The organism is Pseudarthrobacter sp. Hb11, assembly GCF_059383655.1.
Map to the genome: position 1 here is coordinate 42122 of NZ_JBWZCM010000007.1, position 18330 is coordinate 60451.

The 18330-nt window shown below is 65.0% G+C and carries 19 protein-coding genes; 7 read left to right on the top strand and 12 right to left on the bottom strand.

The window, feature by feature from the left end:
- Positions 1-42 precede the first annotated feature (42 nt).
- Genes AC50X7_RS11755 through pdhA form a run of 3 tightly spaced genes read right to left on the bottom strand, consistent with a single transcriptional unit; the run spans position 43 to position 3628 of the window.
- A complete protein-coding gene (locus tag AC50X7_RS11755) occupies positions 43-1419 on the bottom strand; it encodes a dihydrolipoamide acetyltransferase family protein (protein WP_494979164.1) in 1377 nt (458 codons plus the stop codon).
- Between the two features lie 8 nt (positions 1420-1427).
- Positions 1428-2438, bottom strand: coding sequence for an alpha-ketoacid dehydrogenase subunit beta (locus AC50X7_RS11760; RefSeq protein ID WP_494979165.1), 1011 nt, complete (start codon positions 2436-2438; stop codon positions 1428-1430).
- The gene (gene pdhA, locus AC50X7_RS11765; RefSeq protein WP_494979166.1) at positions 2438-3628 is read right to left on the bottom strand and encodes a pyruvate dehydrogenase (acetyl-transferring) E1 component subunit alpha; all 1191 of its coding nucleotides are present in this window, start codon (positions 3626-3628) and stop codon (positions 2438-2440) included. The genes AC50X7_RS11760 and pdhA overlap by 1 nt, the downstream gene beginning before the upstream one ends.
- A gap of 192 nt (positions 3629-3820) precedes the next feature.
- Here pdhA and AC50X7_RS11770 point away from each other — a divergent pair, with 192 nt between their 5' ends.
- Positions 3821-4294, top strand: coding sequence for an Lrp/AsnC family transcriptional regulator (locus tag AC50X7_RS11770; protein WP_494979167.1), 474 nt, complete (start codon positions 3821-3823; stop codon positions 4292-4294).
- A 134-nt stretch (positions 4295-4428) separates the two neighbouring features.
- Positions 4429-4896 (top strand): hypothetical protein, encoded by a 468-nt coding sequence (locus AC50X7_RS11775; protein WP_494979168.1) that lies wholly within the window; start codon positions 4429-4431, stop codon positions 4894-4896.
- Between the two features lie 139 nt (positions 4897-5035).
- Here the strand turns inward: AC50X7_RS11775 and AC50X7_RS11780 are convergent, their stop codons facing one another.
- Together AC50X7_RS11780 and AC50X7_RS11785 are read right to left on the bottom strand one after the other, a co-directional pair.
- Entirely contained in the window at positions 5036-6652 is a 1617-nt protein-coding gene (locus AC50X7_RS11780) for a monocarboxylic acid transporter (protein WP_494979169.1), read from the bottom strand.
- On the bottom strand, positions 6649-7029 hold the full coding sequence (locus AC50X7_RS11785) for a DUF485 domain-containing protein (protein ID WP_494979170.1): 381 nt from the start codon (positions 7027-7029) through the stop codon (positions 6649-6651). Before AC50X7_RS11785 ends, AC50X7_RS11780 begins: the two co-directional genes overlap by 4 nt.
- A gap of 180 nt (positions 7030-7209) precedes the next feature.
- Here AC50X7_RS11785 and AC50X7_RS11790 point away from each other — a divergent pair, with 180 nt between their 5' ends.
- The 4 genes from AC50X7_RS11790 to AC50X7_RS11805 are packed head-to-tail and all read left to right on the top strand — an operon-like array spanning position 7210 to position 10990.
- Positions 7210-8418 carry a sensor histidine kinase gene (locus AC50X7_RS11790; RefSeq protein WP_494979171.1) on the top strand — a complete coding sequence of 403 codons (1209 nt, stop codon included), beginning with the start codon at positions 7210-7212 and terminating at the stop codon, positions 8416-8418.
- A 34-nt stretch (positions 8419-8452) separates the two neighbouring features.
- Complete coding sequence (locus tag AC50X7_RS11795; RefSeq protein WP_307095704.1) at positions 8453-9169, top strand: LytR/AlgR family response regulator transcription factor; 717 nt, start codon at positions 8453-8455, stop codon at positions 9167-9169.
- Complete coding sequence (locus tag AC50X7_RS11800) at positions 9166-9516, top strand: DUF485 domain-containing protein (protein WP_494979172.1); 351 nt, start codon at positions 9166-9168, stop codon at positions 9514-9516. Before AC50X7_RS11795 ends, AC50X7_RS11800 begins: the two co-directional genes overlap by 4 nt.
- A 7-nt stretch (positions 9517-9523) precedes the next feature.
- Entirely contained in the window at positions 9524-10990 is a 1467-nt protein-coding gene (locus AC50X7_RS11805; protein ID WP_494979173.1) for a sodium/solute symporter, read from the top strand.
- A 4-nt stretch (positions 10991-10994) separates the two neighbouring features.
- Here AC50X7_RS11805 and AC50X7_RS11810 read toward each other — a convergent pair whose 3' ends face one another.
- The 6 genes from AC50X7_RS11810 to rpsB all read right to left on the bottom strand — a co-directional run bounded on the left by AC50X7_RS11810 (position 10995) and on the right by rpsB (position 15997).
- Positions 10995-11579 (bottom strand): DivIVA domain-containing protein, encoded by a 585-nt coding sequence (locus AC50X7_RS11810; protein WP_494979174.1) that lies wholly within the window; start codon positions 11577-11579, stop codon positions 10995-10997.
- A gap of 82 nt (positions 11580-11661) precedes the next feature.
- On the bottom strand, positions 11662-12585 hold the full coding sequence (locus AC50X7_RS11815) for a phosphatidate cytidylyltransferase (RefSeq protein WP_494979175.1): 924 nt from the start codon (positions 12583-12585) through the stop codon (positions 11662-11664).
- Positions 12585-13142 carry a ribosome recycling factor gene (frr, locus tag AC50X7_RS11820; RefSeq protein WP_104042842.1) on the bottom strand — a complete coding sequence of 186 codons (558 nt, stop codon included), beginning with the start codon at positions 13140-13142 and terminating at the stop codon, positions 12585-12587. The genes AC50X7_RS11815 and frr overlap by 1 nt, the downstream gene beginning before the upstream one ends.
- 128 nt (positions 13143-13270) lie before the next feature.
- Positions 13271-14008 (bottom strand): UMP kinase, encoded by a 738-nt coding sequence (gene pyrH / locus AC50X7_RS11825; protein WP_494979176.1) that lies wholly within the window; start codon positions 14006-14008, stop codon positions 13271-13273.
- Between the two features lie 141 nt (positions 14009-14149).
- Entirely contained in the window at positions 14150-14986 is an 837-nt protein-coding gene (gene tsf, locus AC50X7_RS11830; RefSeq protein WP_307095712.1) for a translation elongation factor Ts, read from the bottom strand.
- A 123-nt stretch (positions 14987-15109) separates the two neighbouring features.
- Positions 15110-15997 (bottom strand): 30S ribosomal protein S2, encoded by an 888-nt coding sequence (rpsB, locus tag AC50X7_RS11835; RefSeq protein WP_494979177.1) that lies wholly within the window; start codon positions 15995-15997, stop codon positions 15110-15112.
- A gap of 432 nt (positions 15998-16429) precedes the next feature.
- On the opposite strand from rpsB, the gene AC50X7_RS11840 reads away from it, so the two are divergent.
- A complete protein-coding gene (locus AC50X7_RS11840; protein WP_494979178.1) occupies positions 16430-16957 on the top strand; it encodes a M23 family metallopeptidase in 528 nt (175 codons plus the stop codon).
- A 38-nt stretch (positions 16958-16995) separates the two neighbouring features.
- On the opposite strand, the gene AC50X7_RS11845 is transcribed toward AC50X7_RS11840, so the two are convergent.
- Positions 16996-18186: an acyl-CoA dehydrogenase family protein gene (locus AC50X7_RS11845; RefSeq protein ID WP_494979260.1), complete on the bottom strand. Its 1191-nt coding sequence runs from the start codon at positions 18184-18186 to the stop codon at positions 16996-16998.
- Positions 18187-18330: the final 144 nt, after the last annotated feature.

An 18330-nucleotide genomic window follows, 5' to 3' on the forward strand; every position in this document is an offset into this window, starting at 1 on the left:
TGGCGCCCGCCGGAGTCGTGTTTGCTGTCCAAAAACTCCAGTTCAGACCATCGTGAGGGCCATCCCCGGCTCCGCGAGGATCGCGCCCACGTCTGCCAGGAAGCGTGAGCCCTGTTCCCCGTCCACCAGGCGGTGGTCGAAGGACAGGCTCAGCGTGAGGACCTGGCGCAGTGCCACCTGGCCCTGATACTCCCACGGCGTGTTCCGCACCGCCCCCAGCGCGAGGATGGCAGCTTCGCCCGGGTTGAGGATGGGTGTGCCGGCGTCGATCCCGAACACACCGATATTGGTGATCGAGATGGTTCCCCCGGACAGCTCGGCAGGTGTGGTCTTGCCTGCCCTTGCAGTTTCGGTAAGTTCGGCAAGGGCATCGGCGAGCTGCAGGAGTGACAGCGAGTCCGCGTCCTTGATGTTGGGTACTGTCAGCCCCCTTGGTGTTGCAGCGGCGATGCCGAGGTTCACGTAGTTGAACGTCACGATCTCCTGGTTCGCCTCGTCCCACCGTGCGTTCAGGGCGGGGTTTCGGCGCAGCGCGATCAGCACAGCCTTCGCCGCCAGGGTGAGTGGGGTCAGTTTGTGGCCGCTGAACTCGCGGCTTTCCTTCAGCCTGGCCAGCAGTTCCATGGCAGGGGTGACATCCACCGTGAGGAACTCGGTGACATGCGGCGCGGTGAAGGCGCTCTGTACCATGGCGGCGGCCGTGAACTTCCGCACGCCCTTGATGGGCGTCCGGGTTTCCCGCTCTCCTGGACGGGTTTGCAGCGCGCCCTGTGTTCCAGCTTCCCCGGCTGGAGCCGCCTCCGCCGGCCCGCCGTCCAGAAAGTGTTGGACGTCCTCGCGGGTGATCAGGCCCTGAGGTCCCGTCGCTGCCACCAGTGCCAGGTCCACGCCCAAGTCCTTCGCAAACTTGCGCACGGGCGGGGTAGACCGGGGGCGGGTTCCTGCGGGCTGGATTTCGACGGGCTCAACCCCCGGTGCTGTCACTGGGACAGACTCAACGACCGCGAGCCGGTTGCGGGGGCGCCGTGCCGGCCGGGCGGAGCTTTCGACGACGGCACCGTACCCCACCAGGTTGGGTTGCCTCCTGGCCGGCTCCCCCTCCTGCCCCGCGGCGGGAGACGCTGGAGCTGCCGGGGACGAAGCGGCGGTGCCGGGCCCTGACGAGGGGTTACCGGCGTCGTCCGCTACTTCGAATGAGACGATGGGTGTGCCCACCTCCACGATGGTGCCGGGTTGTTCGTGCAGCTCCCTGATGACTCCCGCGAAGGGGGAAGGCAGCTCGACCACTGCCTTGGCAGTTTCGACCTCCGCAATCACCTGGTTGAGGCTGACGGTATCCCCTACCCCAACCTTCCAGCTGAGGATTTCTGATTCAGTAAGCCCTTCGCCCAGGTCCGGGAGCCGGAATTCCTTGATCATGCTGGCGCTCATCCTTCCAGCCCGCTGAGGGAGTTCGGCCGGCCCAGGGCGCGGTCCACGCCGTCGAGGATGCGGTCCAGGCCCGGCAGGTGGTGCATCTCCAACTTGGAGTACGGGTACGGGATGTCGAAACCGGTAACCCGCACAGGCGCGGCTTCGAGGTAGTAGAAGCAGCGCTCGGTAATGCTGGCCGCCACCTCCGCACCGATGCCGCCGGACTGGCCGGCCTCATGGGTCACCACCAGCCGGCCGGTCTTGCGGACCGAGGCCACCACAGTGTCGTAGTCCACGGGGGCCAGCGAGCGCAGGTCGATGACCTCGATGGAGATCCCTTCATCTGCGGCGGCCAGGGCGGCGTCCCGTGCAGTCTTCACCAGCGGGCCGTAGGCCACCAACGTGAGGTCAGCACCTTCCGTCAGCACACTGGCCTTGTCCATGGGTACGGCGGAGTGCGGATCAACTGACTCATCGACTTCACCCTTGTCGTGATAGCGGCGCTTGGGCTCGAAGTACAGGACGGGGTCGTCGCAGGAGATGGCCTGCTGGATGACTGTGTGGGCGTCCTGCGGGTTGGAGACGGTCACCACCCGCAGCCCGGAGGTGTGGGTGAAGTAGGCTTCCGGGGATTCCGAGTGGTGTTCGGGTGAGCCGATGCCGCCGCCGAAGGGGACCCTGATTGTGATGGGCATTTTCACGGCGCCACGTGTCCGGTAGTGGAGCTTGGCCACCTGGCTGACGATCTGGTCGAAAGCCGGGTAGATAAAGCCGTCGAACTGGATCTCCACCACGGGACGGTAGCCGCGGTAGGCCAGCCCAACAGCGGTTCCAACGATGGCGGACTCTGCCAGGGGCGTGTCCACCACGCGGTGCTTGCCGAAGTCCTTCTGAAGCCCGTCGGTGATCCTGAAGACGCCGCCCAGGGCACCGATGTCCTCGCCGAGGAGGATTACCTTGGGATCGTTCTCCAGGGATTTGCGGAGACCGGCGTTGATGGCGCGGGCAAAGGTCATCTGGGTCATCAGCGTGCACCTTCTTCTGAGAGGGCTTCTGCGGGATCACCGAAGGAGGCCAGGTAACGGGTGTAGTGGTCCTGCTGCCGGTCCAGCCAGGAGTTGGGGGTGCTGTAGACGTGCTTAAAAACGTCCAGCGGCTGCGGCTCCGGCATGGTGGTGCAGCCTGTGCGCATTTCACGGGCGACGGCGTCGGCCCTGTCCTTGACCTGTTGCTTCAGCGCTGCCGTCAGCAGGCCTTTGCGGTCCAGAAGCGCTTCCACCCGGCTGATGGGGTCCTTCGCTGCCCAATCCTCCAGTTCATTCGCGTCGCGGTAGCGGGTGGGGTCATCGGCAGTGGTGTGCGGACCCATCCGGTAGCTGACCGCCTCGATGAAGGTGGGACCGCCGCCGCGCCGGGCACGGTCCAGGGCCACCCGCGTTGCGGCCATCACGGCCAGGACGTCATTGCCGTCCACCCGGAGGCTGGGGATGCCGAACCCGGCCGCCCTGTCCGCCAGCTGGATATGCGACTGAAGCCGCACCGGCTCGGAGATGGCCCAATGGTTGTTGGTGCAGAAAAACACCACAGGCACCTGGAAACTCGCGGCAAAAACCATCGCCTCGTTGACGTCGCCCTCGCTGGTTGCGCCGTCGCCGAAATACGTCACCGCCGCGGAATCGGCGCCGTCGTTCTGAATTCCCATGGCGTACCCGGTGGCGTGCAGGGTCTGCGCGCCGATGATGATCTGCGGCGTGGCCATGTTGATGGAGTACGGATCCCAGCCGGAGGAGGCGTTGCCGCGCCAGACCCGGACGATGTCCGTCAGGTCAACACCCCGGCAGTACGCCACACCGTTTTCGCGGTAGCTGGAAAAAACGAAGTCGTCCGCGCGGAGGGACCGGCCGGAGCCGACCTGAGCCGCTTCCTGCCCCAGCAGGGGCGGCCACAGTGCGAGCTCGCCCTGCCTCTGCAGGGCCGTGGCTTCGACGTCGATGCGCCGGACAACAGTCATGTCCTCGAACAGCGAGCACAACTGCTCGTCCGTAACGTCCTGTACCCAAGGGTCGAATTCCGGGTGGCTTACCCGCTCCCCGGAGGGAGTAATCAGCTGGACGAGGCCCTTGCCCTGCCCGTGGATATCCGCCCTGCCATCAGCGCTTGGGGCACCTGCACCTGGGGTATTTGCGCCGTCCTGGCCCGTTCCGTCTGTAGACACGATAGCCGCACCTTCTCACGTTGTTGACCCGCGGATTCCGGGACTTGTGATCCTGCTGGCCGCCGGCCCCCGGGCGCCGTTGCCCCGGATACTGTGACCCTACTCACAATGCTCATTGGGTACAACCGCCAGCGCCATCGTTGAGCACAATGCTCTGCCAGGCGTCTCGTGGCGGTGCTAACGTTGCGCATTATGCAAGCTTTGGATGGCACCGACACCCGCCTTTTAGCTGCCCTGGCCCAGGATCCGCGGCGGACGGTAGTGGCCCTGGCCCAGAAGCTGGGCCTGTCCAGGAATACGGTGCAGGCACGGATGGCCCAGCTGGAGAAAAAGCACGTCTTCCTGTCCTTCGAACGCAGGATCAATCCGGTGGCGCTCGGGTACCCGCTGATGGCGTTCATTTCCGTCCATGTCCAGCAGCAGAAGCTTGCCCAGCTGGCGACAGCCCTGGCCGAGGTCCCGGAAATCCTCGAAGGCTACGGACTCACGGGCTCCGCCGACCTGCTGCTCCGGGTGGTGGCACTGGACGCCGAGGACCTCTTCCGCATCAACGGGAAGATCCTTGCGTGCGACGGCGTGGACCGGACCGATACTGCGCTGGCGATGGGTGAGCTCATTCCCTTTCGCGTGCAGCCCCTGCTGGAGCGGGGCCCGCAAGGCGACTGACGCGCCGCGGACTGCCACCGCCCCGAAAGTACGACGGCGGCCGCCCGGGCTATAGGCTGTTGCAAGCTAATCACGGGTTCCGGGAGGTCCCCGCAACCAGGCGGTGCCATGCACCACGCCGGAAAGGCCCCATCTTGAGCAGTCCCCAGGAACCGTACCAGCAGCCCCCGGTCAAGAGCCGGCGGAAACTCTGGATCATTCTGGCGAGCATCGGCGGCGTCCTGCTTCTGGTGATCCTGGGCATCATCATCCTGGTCAATGTGGTGGGGAATGCCACCAACCAGGCGAGGGGCCTTGCTGACGGTTTCACCAGGATGGTCATCAGCGGCCAGAGCTCGCAGGCCTACGATGAGTACCTCGACCCTGCCCTGAAGGAACAGTTGTCAATGGAAGCGTTTATCGCCGGAGTAGACACCCTGGAGATGAATGATTCCTGCAAGCCGTCCTACAACGACTTCAAGGTGGGCACCGACAACGGGGTCAAGGCGGCGAACGTGGCGGGTGTCATCACCTGTGATGGCAAGGAAGTGGACCTTGCCTACCGCTTCGAAGGCACCGAGGAGCTGAAGATGACCAACATCAAGCTCCGGCCGAAGGCTTAGGGCCACACCGGCCCAGATCCACAACAGCCTCCTCGCAACGCCTCCACACAGATAAGTTCCACCGAAAGACACGAAAGAGCCTCGGCGCCGCAGCGCCGAGGCTCTTTTTCTGCAAAGGCAGATAACCGGTCCGCGACAGTTAGTGGTTGACTGCCTTTTCTGCCCCGACCCCGGTGAGGGACCGGACTTCCATCTCGGCCTGCTTCGCCGGATCTTCGCGCCCCTTGTCCAGGACTGTTCCCAGCCAGCCGAGGAAGAACGCCAGCGGAATGGACACAATGCCCGGGTTGCTCAGCGGGAAGATCGCGAAGTTGGCGTCCTTGATCATCGAGGTTGCTCCGCCGGAAACCACCGGCGAGAAGATGATCAGGACAATCGCGGCGCCAAGCCCGCCGTACATGCTCCAGACTGCGCCCTGCGTGGTGAACTTCCGCCAAAACAGGGAGTAGACGATGGTTGGCAGGTTGGCGGAGGCGGCGACGGCGAATGCCAGCGCCACGAGGAACGCCACGTTCTGCCCGTTGGCGAGGATGCCGCCCAGGATGGCCAGGATACCGATGACCACCACGGTGCGCCGGGCCACTCTAACTTCAGTGTCGGCGTCGGCCTTGCCCTTGGAGATGACGCTTGCGTAGATGTCGTGGGCGAAGGACGCGGCGGCCGTGATGGTCAGGCCGGCCACAACGGCGAGGATGGTGGCAAACGCAACGGCCGAGATGAAGCCCAGCAGGAGCGGTCCGCCCAGGTAGAAGGCCAGCAGCGGGGCCGCGGCATTCACGCCGCCGGGTGCCGTCCGGATGGTTTCGGGACCCACGAGTGCAGCTGCGCCGTAGCCGAGCACCAGCGTGAAGAGGTAGAACAGGCCGATCAGCCAGATGGCCCACACCACGGACTTGCGGGCTTCCTTGGCCGTGGGGACGGTGTAGAAGCGCATCAGGACGTGCGGCAGGGCGGCAGTTCCAAGGACCAGCGCGAGGCCCAGGGACATAAAGTCCAGCTTGGACGTCTCGGTCTTGCCGTACTGCAGGCCCGGGTTAAGGACGGCGGGATTGTTCGCCGTCTCCACTGCCGCACCCAGCAGGCTGGAGAGGTTGAAGCCATAAATCGCCAGGACCCAGAGGGTCATCACGGCCGCTCCGGCGATGAGCAGGACTGCCTTGATGATCTGCACCCAGGTGGTGCCCTTCATGCCGCCGATGAGCACGTACATGATCATGAGGCCGCCGACGACGATGATCACCAATGCCTGTCCGCCCCAGTCGCTGATGCCGAGCAGCAGCGACACAAGGCTTCCGGCGCCTGCCATCTGGGCCAGGAGGTAGAAAAAGCAGACAGCCAGGGTGGAGATGGCGGCTGCAATGCGGACGGGCCGCTGCCTGAGGCGGAAGGACAGCACGTCCGCCATGGTGAACTTGCCCGTGTTGCGCAGGAGCTCGGCAACGAGCAGCAGCGCCACAAGCCATGCGACCAGGAAGCCGATGGAGTACATAAAACCGTCGTAGCCGTTGATGGCGATGGCTCCGGTGATGCCCAGGAACGAGGCTGCCGAGAGGTAGTCCCCCGCGATGGCCGTTCCGTTCTGCGAGCCGGTGAAGGAGCGGCCGGCGGCGTAGTAGTCGGCCGCGGTTTTGTTGTTGCGGCTGGCGCGGAACACAATCACCATGGTGACCGCCACGAACAAGGCAAAGACGCCCATGTTCAGCAGTGTGGTGTCCTTGAGGGCGGCGACGTCTACCGCCGTGGCGATCCCGATCATTTGTTTACCCCGCCCACTCGGTTGCCGTCCTTATCAAATTCGTGCCCTTCGATTTCATCGCGGATTTCTGCGGCGATGGGGTCCAGCTTCCGGTTGGAGTAGCTGACGTACCAGCTGGTGATCGCAAACGTCGAGACGAACTGGAGCAGGCCCAGAATCAGGCCAACGTTGATGTTGCCCCAGACCTTGGTGGACATAAAGCCCACTGCGTAGTCCGCCAGGAGGACGTACGCGAAGTACCACAGCAGGAATGCGATTGCCATGGGGAAGACAAAGCTGCGGTGACGCTTGCGCAGTTCCTGGAACCGCTCGGTCGACTGGACCTGTTCAAAGTCCACGGACGCCGCTGCGTCCGGAGTGTGGGCATCGTTACCCATCGTTCCTCCTCATTGAGACTTGCCTTGGACACACCAGCCGCAAATTCTGTCAGGAATACCGCAAGTGTGACTGCAATCACTCTGCTGGGCGATGGCGGCACATGAAAGATCCGGCTCGCCGGCGGTCGCTCAACGGTCGGGATGCTGCGACAAACGGCACCCGCCATTACGCTGGGCACCATGCCGGACTCCCCCCTCCTGACTGCCGCGGCCGTGGCCGTGATCGCCATGGCCGTCGCCGTCGTCGTCGGCGTGGGACTCAAGGTGCTGCGCTCCTTCCGGGACCTCGGCACGGACGCCGAACGCGCCACGTACCACACCCTGCACGCGGCATCCCAGGCCGGCCAGCATCTTCGGCGCGGCCTCAACCCCGCGGGTGCGGCGAAAGCCAGCCGGCAGCTGCGCACGCTGCTGGGCTGCGAGGCGCTGGCCATCACCGATACCACAGGGGTGCTTGCATGGGACGGGGCAGCCGAAGAACTGAAGCCGCAGTTGATGGGTCTCGCCGAAGGGGTGCTGGCAGGCGGGCGGACGGCGGTTCTTCCGGCCGGCCGGCCCGCGGGGCGGGGCGGTGCCCAGAAGAGCGGCACGGGCGGTCAGCTCGCCGCGGTGATTTCCCCGGTGCGGGCCGGGACACGGGTGGTGGGCGCCGTCGCCGCCTTCGCGCCGTCAACAAGCGCGGGACTGGTGCGTGCCACCGGCGAGGTGGCCGACTGGGTGGCCGTGCAGGTGGAACTTGCGGAGCTGGACGCGTCACGGACACTGCTGATGGAAGCCGAGGTACGCGCGCTGCGCGCCCAGATCAGCCCGCACTTCATCTACAACTCGCTCAACGCCATAGCGTCCTTCATCAACACCGACCCCGCCCGGGCACGTGAGTTGGTGGTGGAGTTTGCGGATTTCACGCGCTACTCCTTCCGTCGGCACGGCGACTTCACCACGCTCGCGGAGGAGCTTCGCTGCATCGACCGCTACCTCCTCCTGGAACGTGCCCGGTTCGGTGAACGCGTCCAGGTCAGCCTCCGGGTGGCGCCGGAGGTCCTCAGCACCGTCATCCCCTTCCTCAGCCTGCAGCCGCTGGTGGAAAACGCGGTCCGGCACGGTCTGGAGGCCAAGGAAGGGCCGGGGCACATCAGCATCAGCGCGAACGACGCCGGCGCTTTCGCCGAGGTGAGGATTGAGGACGACGGCGTGGGCATGGACCCTGCGCAGCTGCAGTCCGTGCTTGCCGGCCATACCGACGGCGAGCACGTGGGCCTGCGGAACGTGGACGCCCGCCTCCGCCAGGTCTACGGCAATGACCACGGCCTGGTCATCGACACCGCCCCCGGGGAGGGGACGCTGATCACCATGCGGGTCCCGAAGTCGCAGCCGGGGCACGACGCGTGAACCTGCCGCTTCCGCCGGAAAGTACCCTAGGAACATGATTAACGTCCTCGTCGTCGATGACGAGCTGCCCGCCGTCGAGGAACTGGCCTTCCTCCTGGGGCGGGACGACCGCATCGGCACTGTCCTCCGCGCCACCTCCGGCACCGAGGCCCTCCGGGCCCTTGCAGCCAGCCCTGTTGACGCTGTCTTCCTTGACATCCATATGCCGGCGGTCTCCGGGCTGGATATTGCACGCGCCATCGCCGGGAGCAGGAATCCCCCGGCGGTGGTCTTTGTGACCGCAGACGAGGACCACGCGCTGAAGGCGTTCGAACTCGCCGCCGTGGATTACCTGCTGAAGCCGGTCCGGGCAGAACGGCTTGCCAGGTCGGTGGGGCGCATCAGTGAACTGCGCGACGGCGGTACCGCACCTGAGATGATCACCGTTGACCAGGGCGGAACCACCAGGATGATCAGGCGCGACGACGTGACGTATGTCCAGGCCCAGGGCGACTACGCCAGGCTGCACACGGCGGATGCGAGTTACCTGATCCGGGTGCCGCTGGCTGACCTCGAGCAGCAGTGGGCGGACGCGGGCTTTATCCGGACGCACCGCTCCTACCTCGTTGCCCTCAAGCACGTGACATCCATGAAGCTTGCTGCGGACGGTCCCAGCGTTACGGTTGCCGGCGCCGGCCTTCCCATCAGCCGGCGCCACCTGCCAACAGTCCGCGAAAAGCTGGGCGCCACCCGGATCAGGCCGCACGCATGAGCAGGGTGCGGGTCACTGCACCGCGCTCGGCAGCGCTTCCTCCCCGCGACAGCCGGGAGGCGGCGCAGGACTCCGAAGTGGGGCAGGTCTTCGTCAGGTCGCTCATCCGGTCCCAGCTCCGGCTGGCCCTGGTGGTGGCGGCCGGTTTCCTGCTGATCCTTGGCGCCTTTCCGCTGCTGCTGGCCGTGGTGCCCGGCTTGAAGGAGACCCGCATTGGGGGGATCCCCTTTGACTGGCTTCTCCTGGGCGCAGGCATCTACCCCCTGATCGGGCTCAGCGCCTGGCTGTACATCCGAACCGCGGCGCGCAACGAGGCGCGGTACAGGGACCTGGCCAAGGACCAGTGACGGCGCCATGAATCCAGGCGTGGCCATAGCCGCGCTCACCGTGGTGTCCGTAGCCACTGCGGTGATCGGCTTCTACGGCCTTCGGATCTCGCGGACCACGGGCGACTTCTATGTTGCTTCCCGGACCGTCCGGCCCTGGTGGAATGCATCGGCCATTGGCGGTGAGTACCTTTCGGCCGCAAGTTTCCTCGGGGTTGCCGGGCTCATCCTGCTGTCCGGGACGGACGCCTTGTGGTTCCCGGTGGGTTACACCGCCGGGTACCTGATGCTGCTGTTGTTTGTTGCTGCGCCTTTGCGGCGCTCCGGCGCGTACACGATTCCTGATTTTACCGAGGCAAGGCTGGACTCGCGGGCGGTCCGGAAGGTCACCAGCCTCGTGGTGGTCCTGGTCGGCTGGCTGTATATCGTGCCTCAGCTCCATGGCGCCGCTTTGACCATCCGGATCACCACAGGGCTGCCTTCCTGGGTGGGATGGGTGGCTGTGGTGATTGTTGTGTGCCTGACGGTGGTTGCCGGCGGGATGCGTTCCATCACCTTTGTCCAGGCCTTCCAGTACTGGCTTAAGCTCACGGCGCTGGCGGTTCCCATCCTGTTTATCGTCTTTATGCTCGCGGGGAACGGCACCCCTGCCCTGTCTCCGCCTGCCGTGAACCCCACGGATCTGGCCCCTGCCGGGGTGTACCAGAACGTGTCGCTGCTGGTGGCCCTCCTCTTCGGCACCCTCGGGCTGCCGCACGTGCTGGTCCGCTTCTACACCAACCCGGACGGCCATTCCGCCCGGCGGACCACACTGATCGTCCTGGGCCTGTTGTCCGTGTTCTACCTGTTCCCCACCGCCTACGGACTGGTGGCCAGGATGTTTGCGCCAAGCCTCGCCCGCGCCAACCAGGCCGATGCCATGGTGCTGCTGCTCCCCGGCGAACTGGTGGGCGGCGCCGCCGGCGACCTGCTCTCGGCTTTTGTGGTGGCCGGCGCCTTTGCCGCCTTCCTCTCCACCACATCGGGGCTGGTGGTATCCCTTGCCGGAGTTATCAGCCAGGACGTCCTGGGCGCCGGCGTAGGTGGCTTCCGGCTGGCGGCGGTGATCTCGATCGTGGTGCCGTTGGGTTTCGCCTCCATGACGGACTCACTGGCGCTCGCCGGCAGCGTGGGCCTGGTCTTCGCCTTCACCGCCTCCACGGTCTGCCCCGTACTCTTGTTGGGCATTTGGTGGCGTGGGCTTACTGACGCCGGTGCCATCGCCGGGATGCTGACGGGCGGGGTGCTGTGCGGCGGGGCGATGATCGCGGGCGCCGTGGCGGGCGCGTCCAACCTGGCGCCCTGGCTTGCACAGCCTGCGGCCTGGACAGTGCCGGCGGCCTTCGCGGTGATGGTGGTTGTTTCGCGTGCCACCCCTCAGCGGGTCCCCAAGACGATGTCCCGGGTCATGACCCGGCTCCACACCCCGGAACGGCCGCTGGCCACCGAGCGCTAGCGGGTCAGTCGATGGCTGCCATCAGTTCCACCACGCGGTCCAGGAAAGCGTCCACCTGGGTTTCCTCGTACCCGTCACGGCCAACGGCGGGACGGAAGACTGCCCGGCGGACGTTGTCGACGCTGAGCGGCTTGTCCTGTTCCAGGTAGGCGATGAGTTCGTGGCACAGCCGGTCCACGTCAGCGGTGTTGTAGCTGCGTGCCTTCTTCCTTGCGGGACGGCGGAAGCGGTCTCCGTCGGGGCGGTGAAGCCGGCCTCGGAGGATGCCGGACAGGTTGCCAATTTCGCGAAGCCAGGCATCCTCGCCGCGGGCAGCGATCAGCTCGTCGCGCTCCCGGCGGGCGAAGGCGTCTTCCAGGCGGTCCAGGGCTGCGTCCACGACGGCGGCGGAGTAACCGCCCTTGACCGGATCAAAGGAAACTGCCCTGACATCAGCACTGTTGACAGGCTCCGCCGCGGCGTCGGGGGTTTCAAGTGATACCCGTGCCCGTTGCAGGAACTGGTCCACCTGCTTGGCGTTGTAGCCGTAATCGCTACGCTGCACCCGCTCAAAGGACCCAGGGATCTGCCGATGAATGTCCAATGCCACTTTCAATTCCTTCGATGCTCTTCACGCCGTACCGCTCCTGCACCAGTCTATTGGCGTCCGGGTCCGGCCGGGGGTGTGTGTTTCAGGCCCCCGAAACGAGGCCGTACAGGACAAAAGCCGCCGGGGCTGCAAAAACGATGGAGTCCAGCCGGTCCATGACGCCGCCGTGTCCCGGCAGGATGCTGCTCATGTCCTTGACGCCCAGTTCGCGCTTGACCATGGATTCGGCGAGATCACCGGCTGTGGAGGCCGCCACGAGTCCCACCGCAAGGACCACACCCACCCACCAGGGTTTGTCCAGCAGAAAGAGACTGGCCAGGACGCCGATGAGTATCGCGCCGCCGATGGAACCGGCAAACCCTTCCCACGATTTCTTCGGACTGATCTTGGGCGCCATCGGGTGCTTGCCCAGGGACGCACCCACGAGATAGCCGAAGGTGTCGTTGGACACCACCAGCAGCAACATGACGGCCACCTGCCACGCGCCGTCGGGAATTGTTCCTCCCGGCCAGAAGCCCAGCGGGGTAGCACCGCCCGAAGCGTGCAGCGGGAGCGCCGCGAAGCTGATGAAGAACGGCACCCAGCCCAGGGTGAAGACGCCCGCGAAGATGCTGTTGGCCGAGCCGGCCGCGCTTTCGATGGAACGCCACAGCAGTACGGCAACGGAGCTCAACAGCATGGCGAAAAGCAGGCTCTCGATCCCGCCGAAGTAAGCGGCAAAGGGCATCGCCACCGTCCCGGTCATCACCGGCACTATGGGCATCCTTGTCCCGTTCGCCTCCAGGGCACGGAAGATTTCCCACACCCCAAAGACCGCGAAGGCGGTGGTGACCGCAACAAAGCCAAGAGGGAGGAACAGAAGCCCGCCCAGCACGGCGAAGAGCATTGCCAGGCCCACCACCACCGCGGCCGGCAGGTTCCGCCCGGCCTTCGGCGTCGGGTTGGTCCTGGGCTGCTTCCCCCGTGTGCGCGCCCGTTGTGCCGGGGCCTGCTCTGCCTGGCCCATCAGACTTCGAGCAGCTCTGCTTCCTTGCGCTTGAGCAGCTCGTCGATGCCGTCCACGTGCGCCTTGGTGAGGCCGTCCAGTTCCTTTTCGGCGCGGGTGCCCTCGTCCTCGCCGGCCTCGCCGTCCTTGACCAGCTTGTCGAGGGTTTCCTTGGCCTTGCGGCGGATGTTACGGATCGAGACCTTGGCGTCCTCGCCCTTGGTCTTGACGATCTTGACGTACTCCTTCCGGCGTTCCTTGGTCAGCTCCGGAATGGTGATCCGGATGACGTTGCCGTCATTGGACGGGTTGGCACCGACCTCGGAATCGCTGAGCGCACGTTCGATGTCGCGCAGGGCCGTCTTGTCGAAGGGGGTGATGAGGATGGTGCGGGCGTCCGGAATGGCGAACGAGGCGAGCTGCTGCAACGGCGTGGGCGAGCCGTAGTAGTCCACCAGGACCTTGTTGTAGAGGCCAGGGTTGGCCCGTCCGGTGCGGATGGAAGCGAAGTCTTCCTTGGCTACCTCAACGGCCTTGTCCATCTTTTCTTCGGCTTCGAGCAAGGTTTCTTCGATCACGGTCTCTCCTGAAGATTCTGGTGCAGTCCGGGGCGCCGGGTCCATGCACAAAACGTCGTTCTGTATTGCTTCCGCCCCATGCCGCGAAGGCAGGGGGCGGAACTGTCCTGAAGACATCCTAGCCGTAGCTAGGCCGTGACCAGGGTGCCCAGCTTCTCGCCCAGGATGGCCCGGGTGACGTTGCCTTCGCCCTCCATGCCAAAGACCACCATCGAAAGTTTGTTGTCCTTGCACATGGTCATCGCGGTCTGGTCCATCACGCGGATGTCGCGCCGGAGGGCATCGTCATAGCTGAGGGTTTCGAGCCGTTCGGCAGAAGGGTCCTTTTTCGGGTCGGCCGTGTACACGGCGTCCACACCGCTCTTGGCCATCAGGACGACGTCGGCATGCACTTCGAGGGCACGCTGGGCGGCAACGGTGTCGGTGGAGAAGTACGGCAGTCCGGCACCCGCTCCGAAGATGACCACACGGCCCTTTTCCATGTGCCGGATGGCGCGGCGGGGAATGTACGCTTCTGCAACCTGTCCCATGGTGATGGCGCTCTGGACCCTGGTCTCGACTCCGGCCTGCTCCAGGAAATCCTGCAGTGCCAGGCAGTTCATCACCGTACCGAGCATGCCCATATAGTCGGCCCTTGAGCGGTCCATGCCGCTCTGCGAAAGTTCCGCACCGCGGAAGAAGTTGCCGCCGCCAACGACGATCGCCACTTCCACTTCGGGGACGGCTGCCGCGATCTGCTTGGCGACATCGCGGACGGTCTCGGGATCAACGCCCAGCTTCCCGCCGCCGAAGACCTCGCCGGAAAGCTTCAAGAGGACCCGGCGTCGACTTTTCTCTGGCTGGACTAAAGTGTTGACGGCTTCCATGATGCCTTCCCGTTGGTGAACTCTAAAAAAGGTTATCCTGCTGCGCGGCGAAAGGTCCCCTACGGTGCCTGTCCCGTTCGGGGCGCCCCCGCGCATGCAAAAGGGGCGGCCACCGAAGTGGCCACCCCCTTGCTGTTTCGACTAGGAGCCGACGCGGAAACGCGTGAACGCGGTTCCCTTGACACCGGCCTCTTCGAGGACCTGTGCCACGGACTTCTTGGCGTCCTTCGCGAATGCCTGGTCAACCAGGACCTCACCCTTGTAGAACCCGGTTACGCGGCCTTCCACAATCTTGGTGAGCGCGGCTTCGGGCTTGCCCTCTGCCTTTGCGGTCTCTTCGGCGATGCGGCGCTCGGACTCAACCAGGTCAGACGGAACGTCTTCGCGGGTCAGGTAGTTCGGGGCCATGGCAGCGATGTGGACTGCAACATCGTGGGCGGCGGTGGCAGCGGCTTCGCCTTCACCGTCAACAGCGAACAGCACGCCAACCTGGGCCGGGAGGTCCTTGGAGGTCTTGTGCAGGTAAGCGTCAACCGTTGCGCCCTCGACGCGGGAAACGCGGCGGACAACAACCTTTTCACCCAGGACAGCGCCTTCTTCGACGACGACCTCGGAGAGCGGCTTGCCGTCAACCTCGGTGGCCAGCAGGGTCTCGAGGTCGGCTGCGCCGGACTCGACGGCAACGGCCAGGACCTTGTCGGCCAGCTGGATGAACTTGTCAGCCTTGGCCACGAAGTCGGTCTCGCAGTTGACCTCGATCATAACGCCGACGCCGTTGCTGACCTTGGCAGCCACCAGGCCTTCAGCGGTGGAGCGGCCCTCGCGCTTGGTAGCGCCCTTGAGGCCCTTGATGCGGATGATTTCGATGGCCTTTTCGGCGTCACCGTTGGCTTCGTCAAGAGCCTTCTTGACGTCCATCATGCCGGCGCCGGTGCGCTCGCGCAGGGCCTTGATGTCCGCGGCAGTGTAGTTCGCCATGTGAACCCCTCTGTCTAGAAATTTGTTGTGGTGTACGGACCGACAGGACAGCAGCCCACCTGGTGGGCCGCCATCCTGTCAGCAGCTCCGGCGCCGCAGGCGCTGGAGAATCCGGGTTAGTTGTTACTTGGCGTCTTCAGCCGGAGCAGCAGCTTCTTCTGCCGGAGCAGCTGCCTCGGCAGCAGCCGGAGCTTCAACTTCCTCTGCCGGAGCAGAAGGAGCGGCAGCAGCAGCTTCTTCAGCCTTGCTGCCTTCGAGGAGTTCGCGCTCCCACTCGGCAAGGGGCTCTTCCGGAGCTTCGGTGGTGCCGGTGGCGCGGTTGTTGCGGGCGATGAGGCCCTCGGCAACGGCGTCGGCAACAACGCGGGTCAGGAGGTTCACAGAGCGGATGGCGTCGTCGTTGCCCGGAATCGGGAAGTCGACCTCGTCCGGATCGCAGTTGGTGTCCAGGATGGCCACAACCGGGATGTTCAGCTTCTTGGCCTCGTCAACGGCGAGGTGCTCCTTCTTGGTGTCCACGATCCAGAGCACGGAGGGTGCCTTGGTCAGGTTGCGGATACCGCCGAGGTTGGACTCGAGCTTGGTGAGTTCGCGCTTGAGGAGCAGCAGCTCCTTCTTGGTGTACGCGGAGCCGGCGACGTCGTCGAAGTCGATCTCTTCGAGTTCCTTCATGCGCTGGATGCGCTTGGCGACCGTCTGGAAGTTGGTCAGCATACCGCCGAGCCAACGCTGGTTCACGTACGGCTGGCCAACGCGGGTTGCCTGCTCGGCAATTGCTTCCTGGGCCTGCTTCTTGGTGCCGACGAAGAGAACGGTGCCGCCGTGTGCAACGGTGGCCTTCACGAACTCGTAGGCGCGGTCGATGTAGGACAGCGACTGCTGAAGGTCAATGATGTAGATGCCGTTGCGCTCCGTGAAGATGAAGCGCTTCATCTTCGGGTTCCAACGGCGGGTCTGGTGTCCAAAGTGGACGCCGCTGTCAAGCAGCTGGCGCATAGTTACGACGGGCATGCCGACGCTCCTTCCGGCAGGTCATTCATGAGAAACCCCGAAGGCTTCTTACCCTGCCAATAGTTGACGGTTGATTAGCGTGGCCCGGGCGGGCCGTGCTCCTGGCATCCATCGCGCTTCTCATCAGCACCAGGGTGCTGACCGCAAGAAGCATGATCCTCCAGCGGAGGGCTGGATGCGCGTAGTCAGCTGCCGCTCCCCCACACTCCTGAATGAGACGTGCCGACGCAAACCCGGACAGGGGCGTATACCGTTGGAAAAACCAGTGGGATAGCCGCCGGACGGAAAGCGTTGAGGGCGCAGCGAACTGCTCCATCAAGTGTACTACAGGCGCCCGCACCCGGAGGACGGGAATGACGCCGGCGCACGGCCTTATCCACATAGGCCGGCCCGCCCCTGCCGGCTCCTTTTCAAGCGGTGCAGGCTGGGCATATGAAACCTCCGGTACTGCTCGCAGCGCTGCTCCTGCTGCCCGCCTCCCTTGCCCCCGCCGGGGAGACCCTTACCTTCGGTCCGGCACCCGCCGCCGTGGAGGCCGCGCCCTCCTGGCGATGGCCGGTATCCCCCCGCCCGCCGGTTCTCCGGGACTTCGACCCGCCGCCCAAGCCGTGGCTCAGCGGCCATCGGGGCGTGGACCTTGGGACAGCGCCCGACGGCGCCCCGGTCACCTCGCCGGCGGCCGGAACCGTCAGCTTCGTGGGGGTTGTCGTAGACCGGCCGGTGATCACCATCGACCACGGCAACGGCCTGCGCAGCAGCTTTGAACCTGTGGAGAGCAGCCTGGCGGCCGGCAGCGCGGTGGACGCGGGCCAGGTAATCGGCACTCTTCTCCCGGGCCATTGCCCGGCCGCTTCCTGCGTGCACTGGGGCGTCCGGCGCGGCGAGGATTATGTGAATCCGCTGCAGTTTGTGATGGACCTGCGGCCATCCATCCTGCTGCCCCTGGGTGCATCGCCGTAGTGCCCGGCGGCGCACTCGCGGGTACGGTCCGCAACGGGTCAGACGATCGCCGAGATACCGGTGATGGCGCGGCCGGTGACGAGGGTGTTGATTTCGTGCGTTCCCTCGTAGGAGTAGATGGCTTCAGCGTCCGCGAAGATCTTGGCCATTTCAAAGTCGGTCACGATGCCGTTGCCGCCAAGGAGGTTCCGGCCGATCGCAACGCTTTCACGCATCCTTGCAGTGGTGAACGCCTTGGCCAGGGCGGACTGTTCGTCCCTGGCAGCACCGGCATCCTCCAGCTGGGCCAGCCTCACCATCATGCCCATGGAGCTGACGGTGTTGCCCAGGATCTGGACCAGCTGGCTTTGGACCAGTTGGAAGGACGCCAGTGGCCGGCCGAACTGGTGGCGCTCTACCGCGTAGCGCCGGGCCACGTCGAACGCGGCCAACTGCTGGCCCACGGCCTGCCAGGCCACACCGAGGCGTGTGACTTTCAGGACCTTGTTGACGTCGCGGAAGCTGTTGGCGTGGGCGAGCTTGCAGAAGTCCGGAACCACCACGTTGTCAAGCGTGATGTCGGCGTTCTGGACAGTCCGGAGTGCGATCTTGTTCTCGATCTTCTTCACACTGAACCCCTCCAGCGTGGTGTCCACCAGGAAGCCCTTGACCTGGTTGTCCTCAAGGTCCCGCGCATAGATGACCACCCAGTCAGAGAAGGTGGCGTTCCCAATCCAGCGCTTGGCCCCGTTCAGAATCCATGAACCACCCTCGCGGCGCGCAGTGGTCCGTGTTCCACCCGCTACGTCCGATCCGCCCAGGGGCTCGGTCAGGCCGAACGCCCCGATCTTCCTGAGCGCATAGATGTCCGGCAGCCAGGCGTCCTTTTGCTCCTGGGACGCCAGCGCTTCGATGGAACCGGTGAAGAGTCCGTCGTGGACGCCCATAAACGTGGAGATGGACGCGTCAGCGCGCGTCACCTCGGCATGCATCAGGCCGGCAAAGAGGTTGGAATGGCCCTGCCGCCGGACCGGACTGACCAAGTCGATGTCCGCCAGCTTTGGAATCAGGTCCATGGGGAACTCGCCGCGGTTCCAGAAGTCGACAGCGATGGGCCGCACCTCGCGGGCCAGGAAATCCCTGATCTCCGCCAACCGGTCCTGCTCCTTTCCGCTCAGCAACTGCTCGAAGGAATAGAAGTCGCCGTCGGCATAGGGCAGGTTGGTGACGTCGGCAGCAGGAGTGGACATGTTTACCTCGCAGATGATCAGCGGTGACCGGAGCTCGCCGGAAAGGAGCACGGTAAGTTACTGCTCAGTAACATACCGCAGGTGCGGCGCTTAGGAAAGAAAACCGCGGCCTGCAGATGTGCCGGCCGCGGTTTCCGCGTTCGT

Bases quoted from the DNA above. Each gene is read 5' to 3' on its own strand.
- AC50X7_RS11755 (WP_494979164.1), bottom strand. From the start codon at position 1,419: ATGATCAAGGAATTCCGGCTCCCGGACCTGGGCGAAGGGCTTACTGAA.
- AC50X7_RS11760 (WP_494979165.1), bottom strand. From the start codon at position 2,438: ATGACCCAGATGACCTTTGCCCGCGCCATCAACGCCGGTCTCCGCAAA.
- AC50X7_RS11770 (WP_494979167.1), top strand. From the start codon at position 3,821: ATGCAAGCTTTGGATGGCACCGACACCCGCCTTTTAGCTGCCCTGGCC.
- AC50X7_RS11780 (WP_494979169.1), bottom strand. From the start codon at position 6,652: ATGATCGGGATCGCCACGGCGGTAGACGTCGCCGCCCTCAAGGACACC.
- AC50X7_RS11785 (WP_494979170.1), bottom strand. From the start codon at position 7,029: ATGGGTAACGATGCCCACACTCCGGACGCAGCGGCGTCCGTGGACTTT.
- AC50X7_RS11790 (WP_494979171.1), top strand. From the start codon at position 7,210: ATGCCGGACTCCCCCCTCCTGACTGCCGCGGCCGTGGCCGTGATCGCC.
- AC50X7_RS11795 (WP_307095704.1), top strand. From the start codon at position 8,453: ATGATTAACGTCCTCGTCGTCGATGACGAGCTGCCCGCCGTCGAGGAA.
- AC50X7_RS11800 (WP_494979172.1), top strand. From the start codon at position 9,166: ATGAGCAGGGTGCGGGTCACTGCACCGCGCTCGGCAGCGCTTCCTCCC.
- AC50X7_RS11805 (WP_494979173.1), top strand. From the start codon at position 9,524: ATGAATCCAGGCGTGGCCATAGCCGCGCTCACCGTGGTGTCCGTAGCC.
- AC50X7_RS11815 (WP_494979175.1), bottom strand. From the start codon at position 12,585: ATGGGCCAGGCAGAGCAGGCCCCGGCACAACGGGCGCGCACACGGGGG.
- pyrH (WP_494979176.1), bottom strand. From the start codon at position 14,008: ATGGAAGCCGTCAACACTTTAGTCCAGCCAGAGAAAAGTCGACGCCGG.
- tsf (WP_307095712.1), bottom strand. From the start codon at position 14,986: ATGGCGAACTACACTGCCGCGGACATCAAGGCCCTGCGCGAGCGCACC.
- rpsB (WP_494979177.1), bottom strand. From the start codon at position 15,997: ATGCCCGTCGTAACTATGCGCCAGCTGCTTGACAGCGGCGTCCACTTT.
- AC50X7_RS11840 (WP_494979178.1), top strand. From the start codon at position 16,430: ATGAAACCTCCGGTACTGCTCGCAGCGCTGCTCCTGCTGCCCGCCTCC.
- AC50X7_RS11845 (WP_494979260.1), bottom strand. From the start codon at position 18,186: ATGTCCACTCCTGCTGCCGACGTCACCAACCTGCCCTATGCCGACGGC.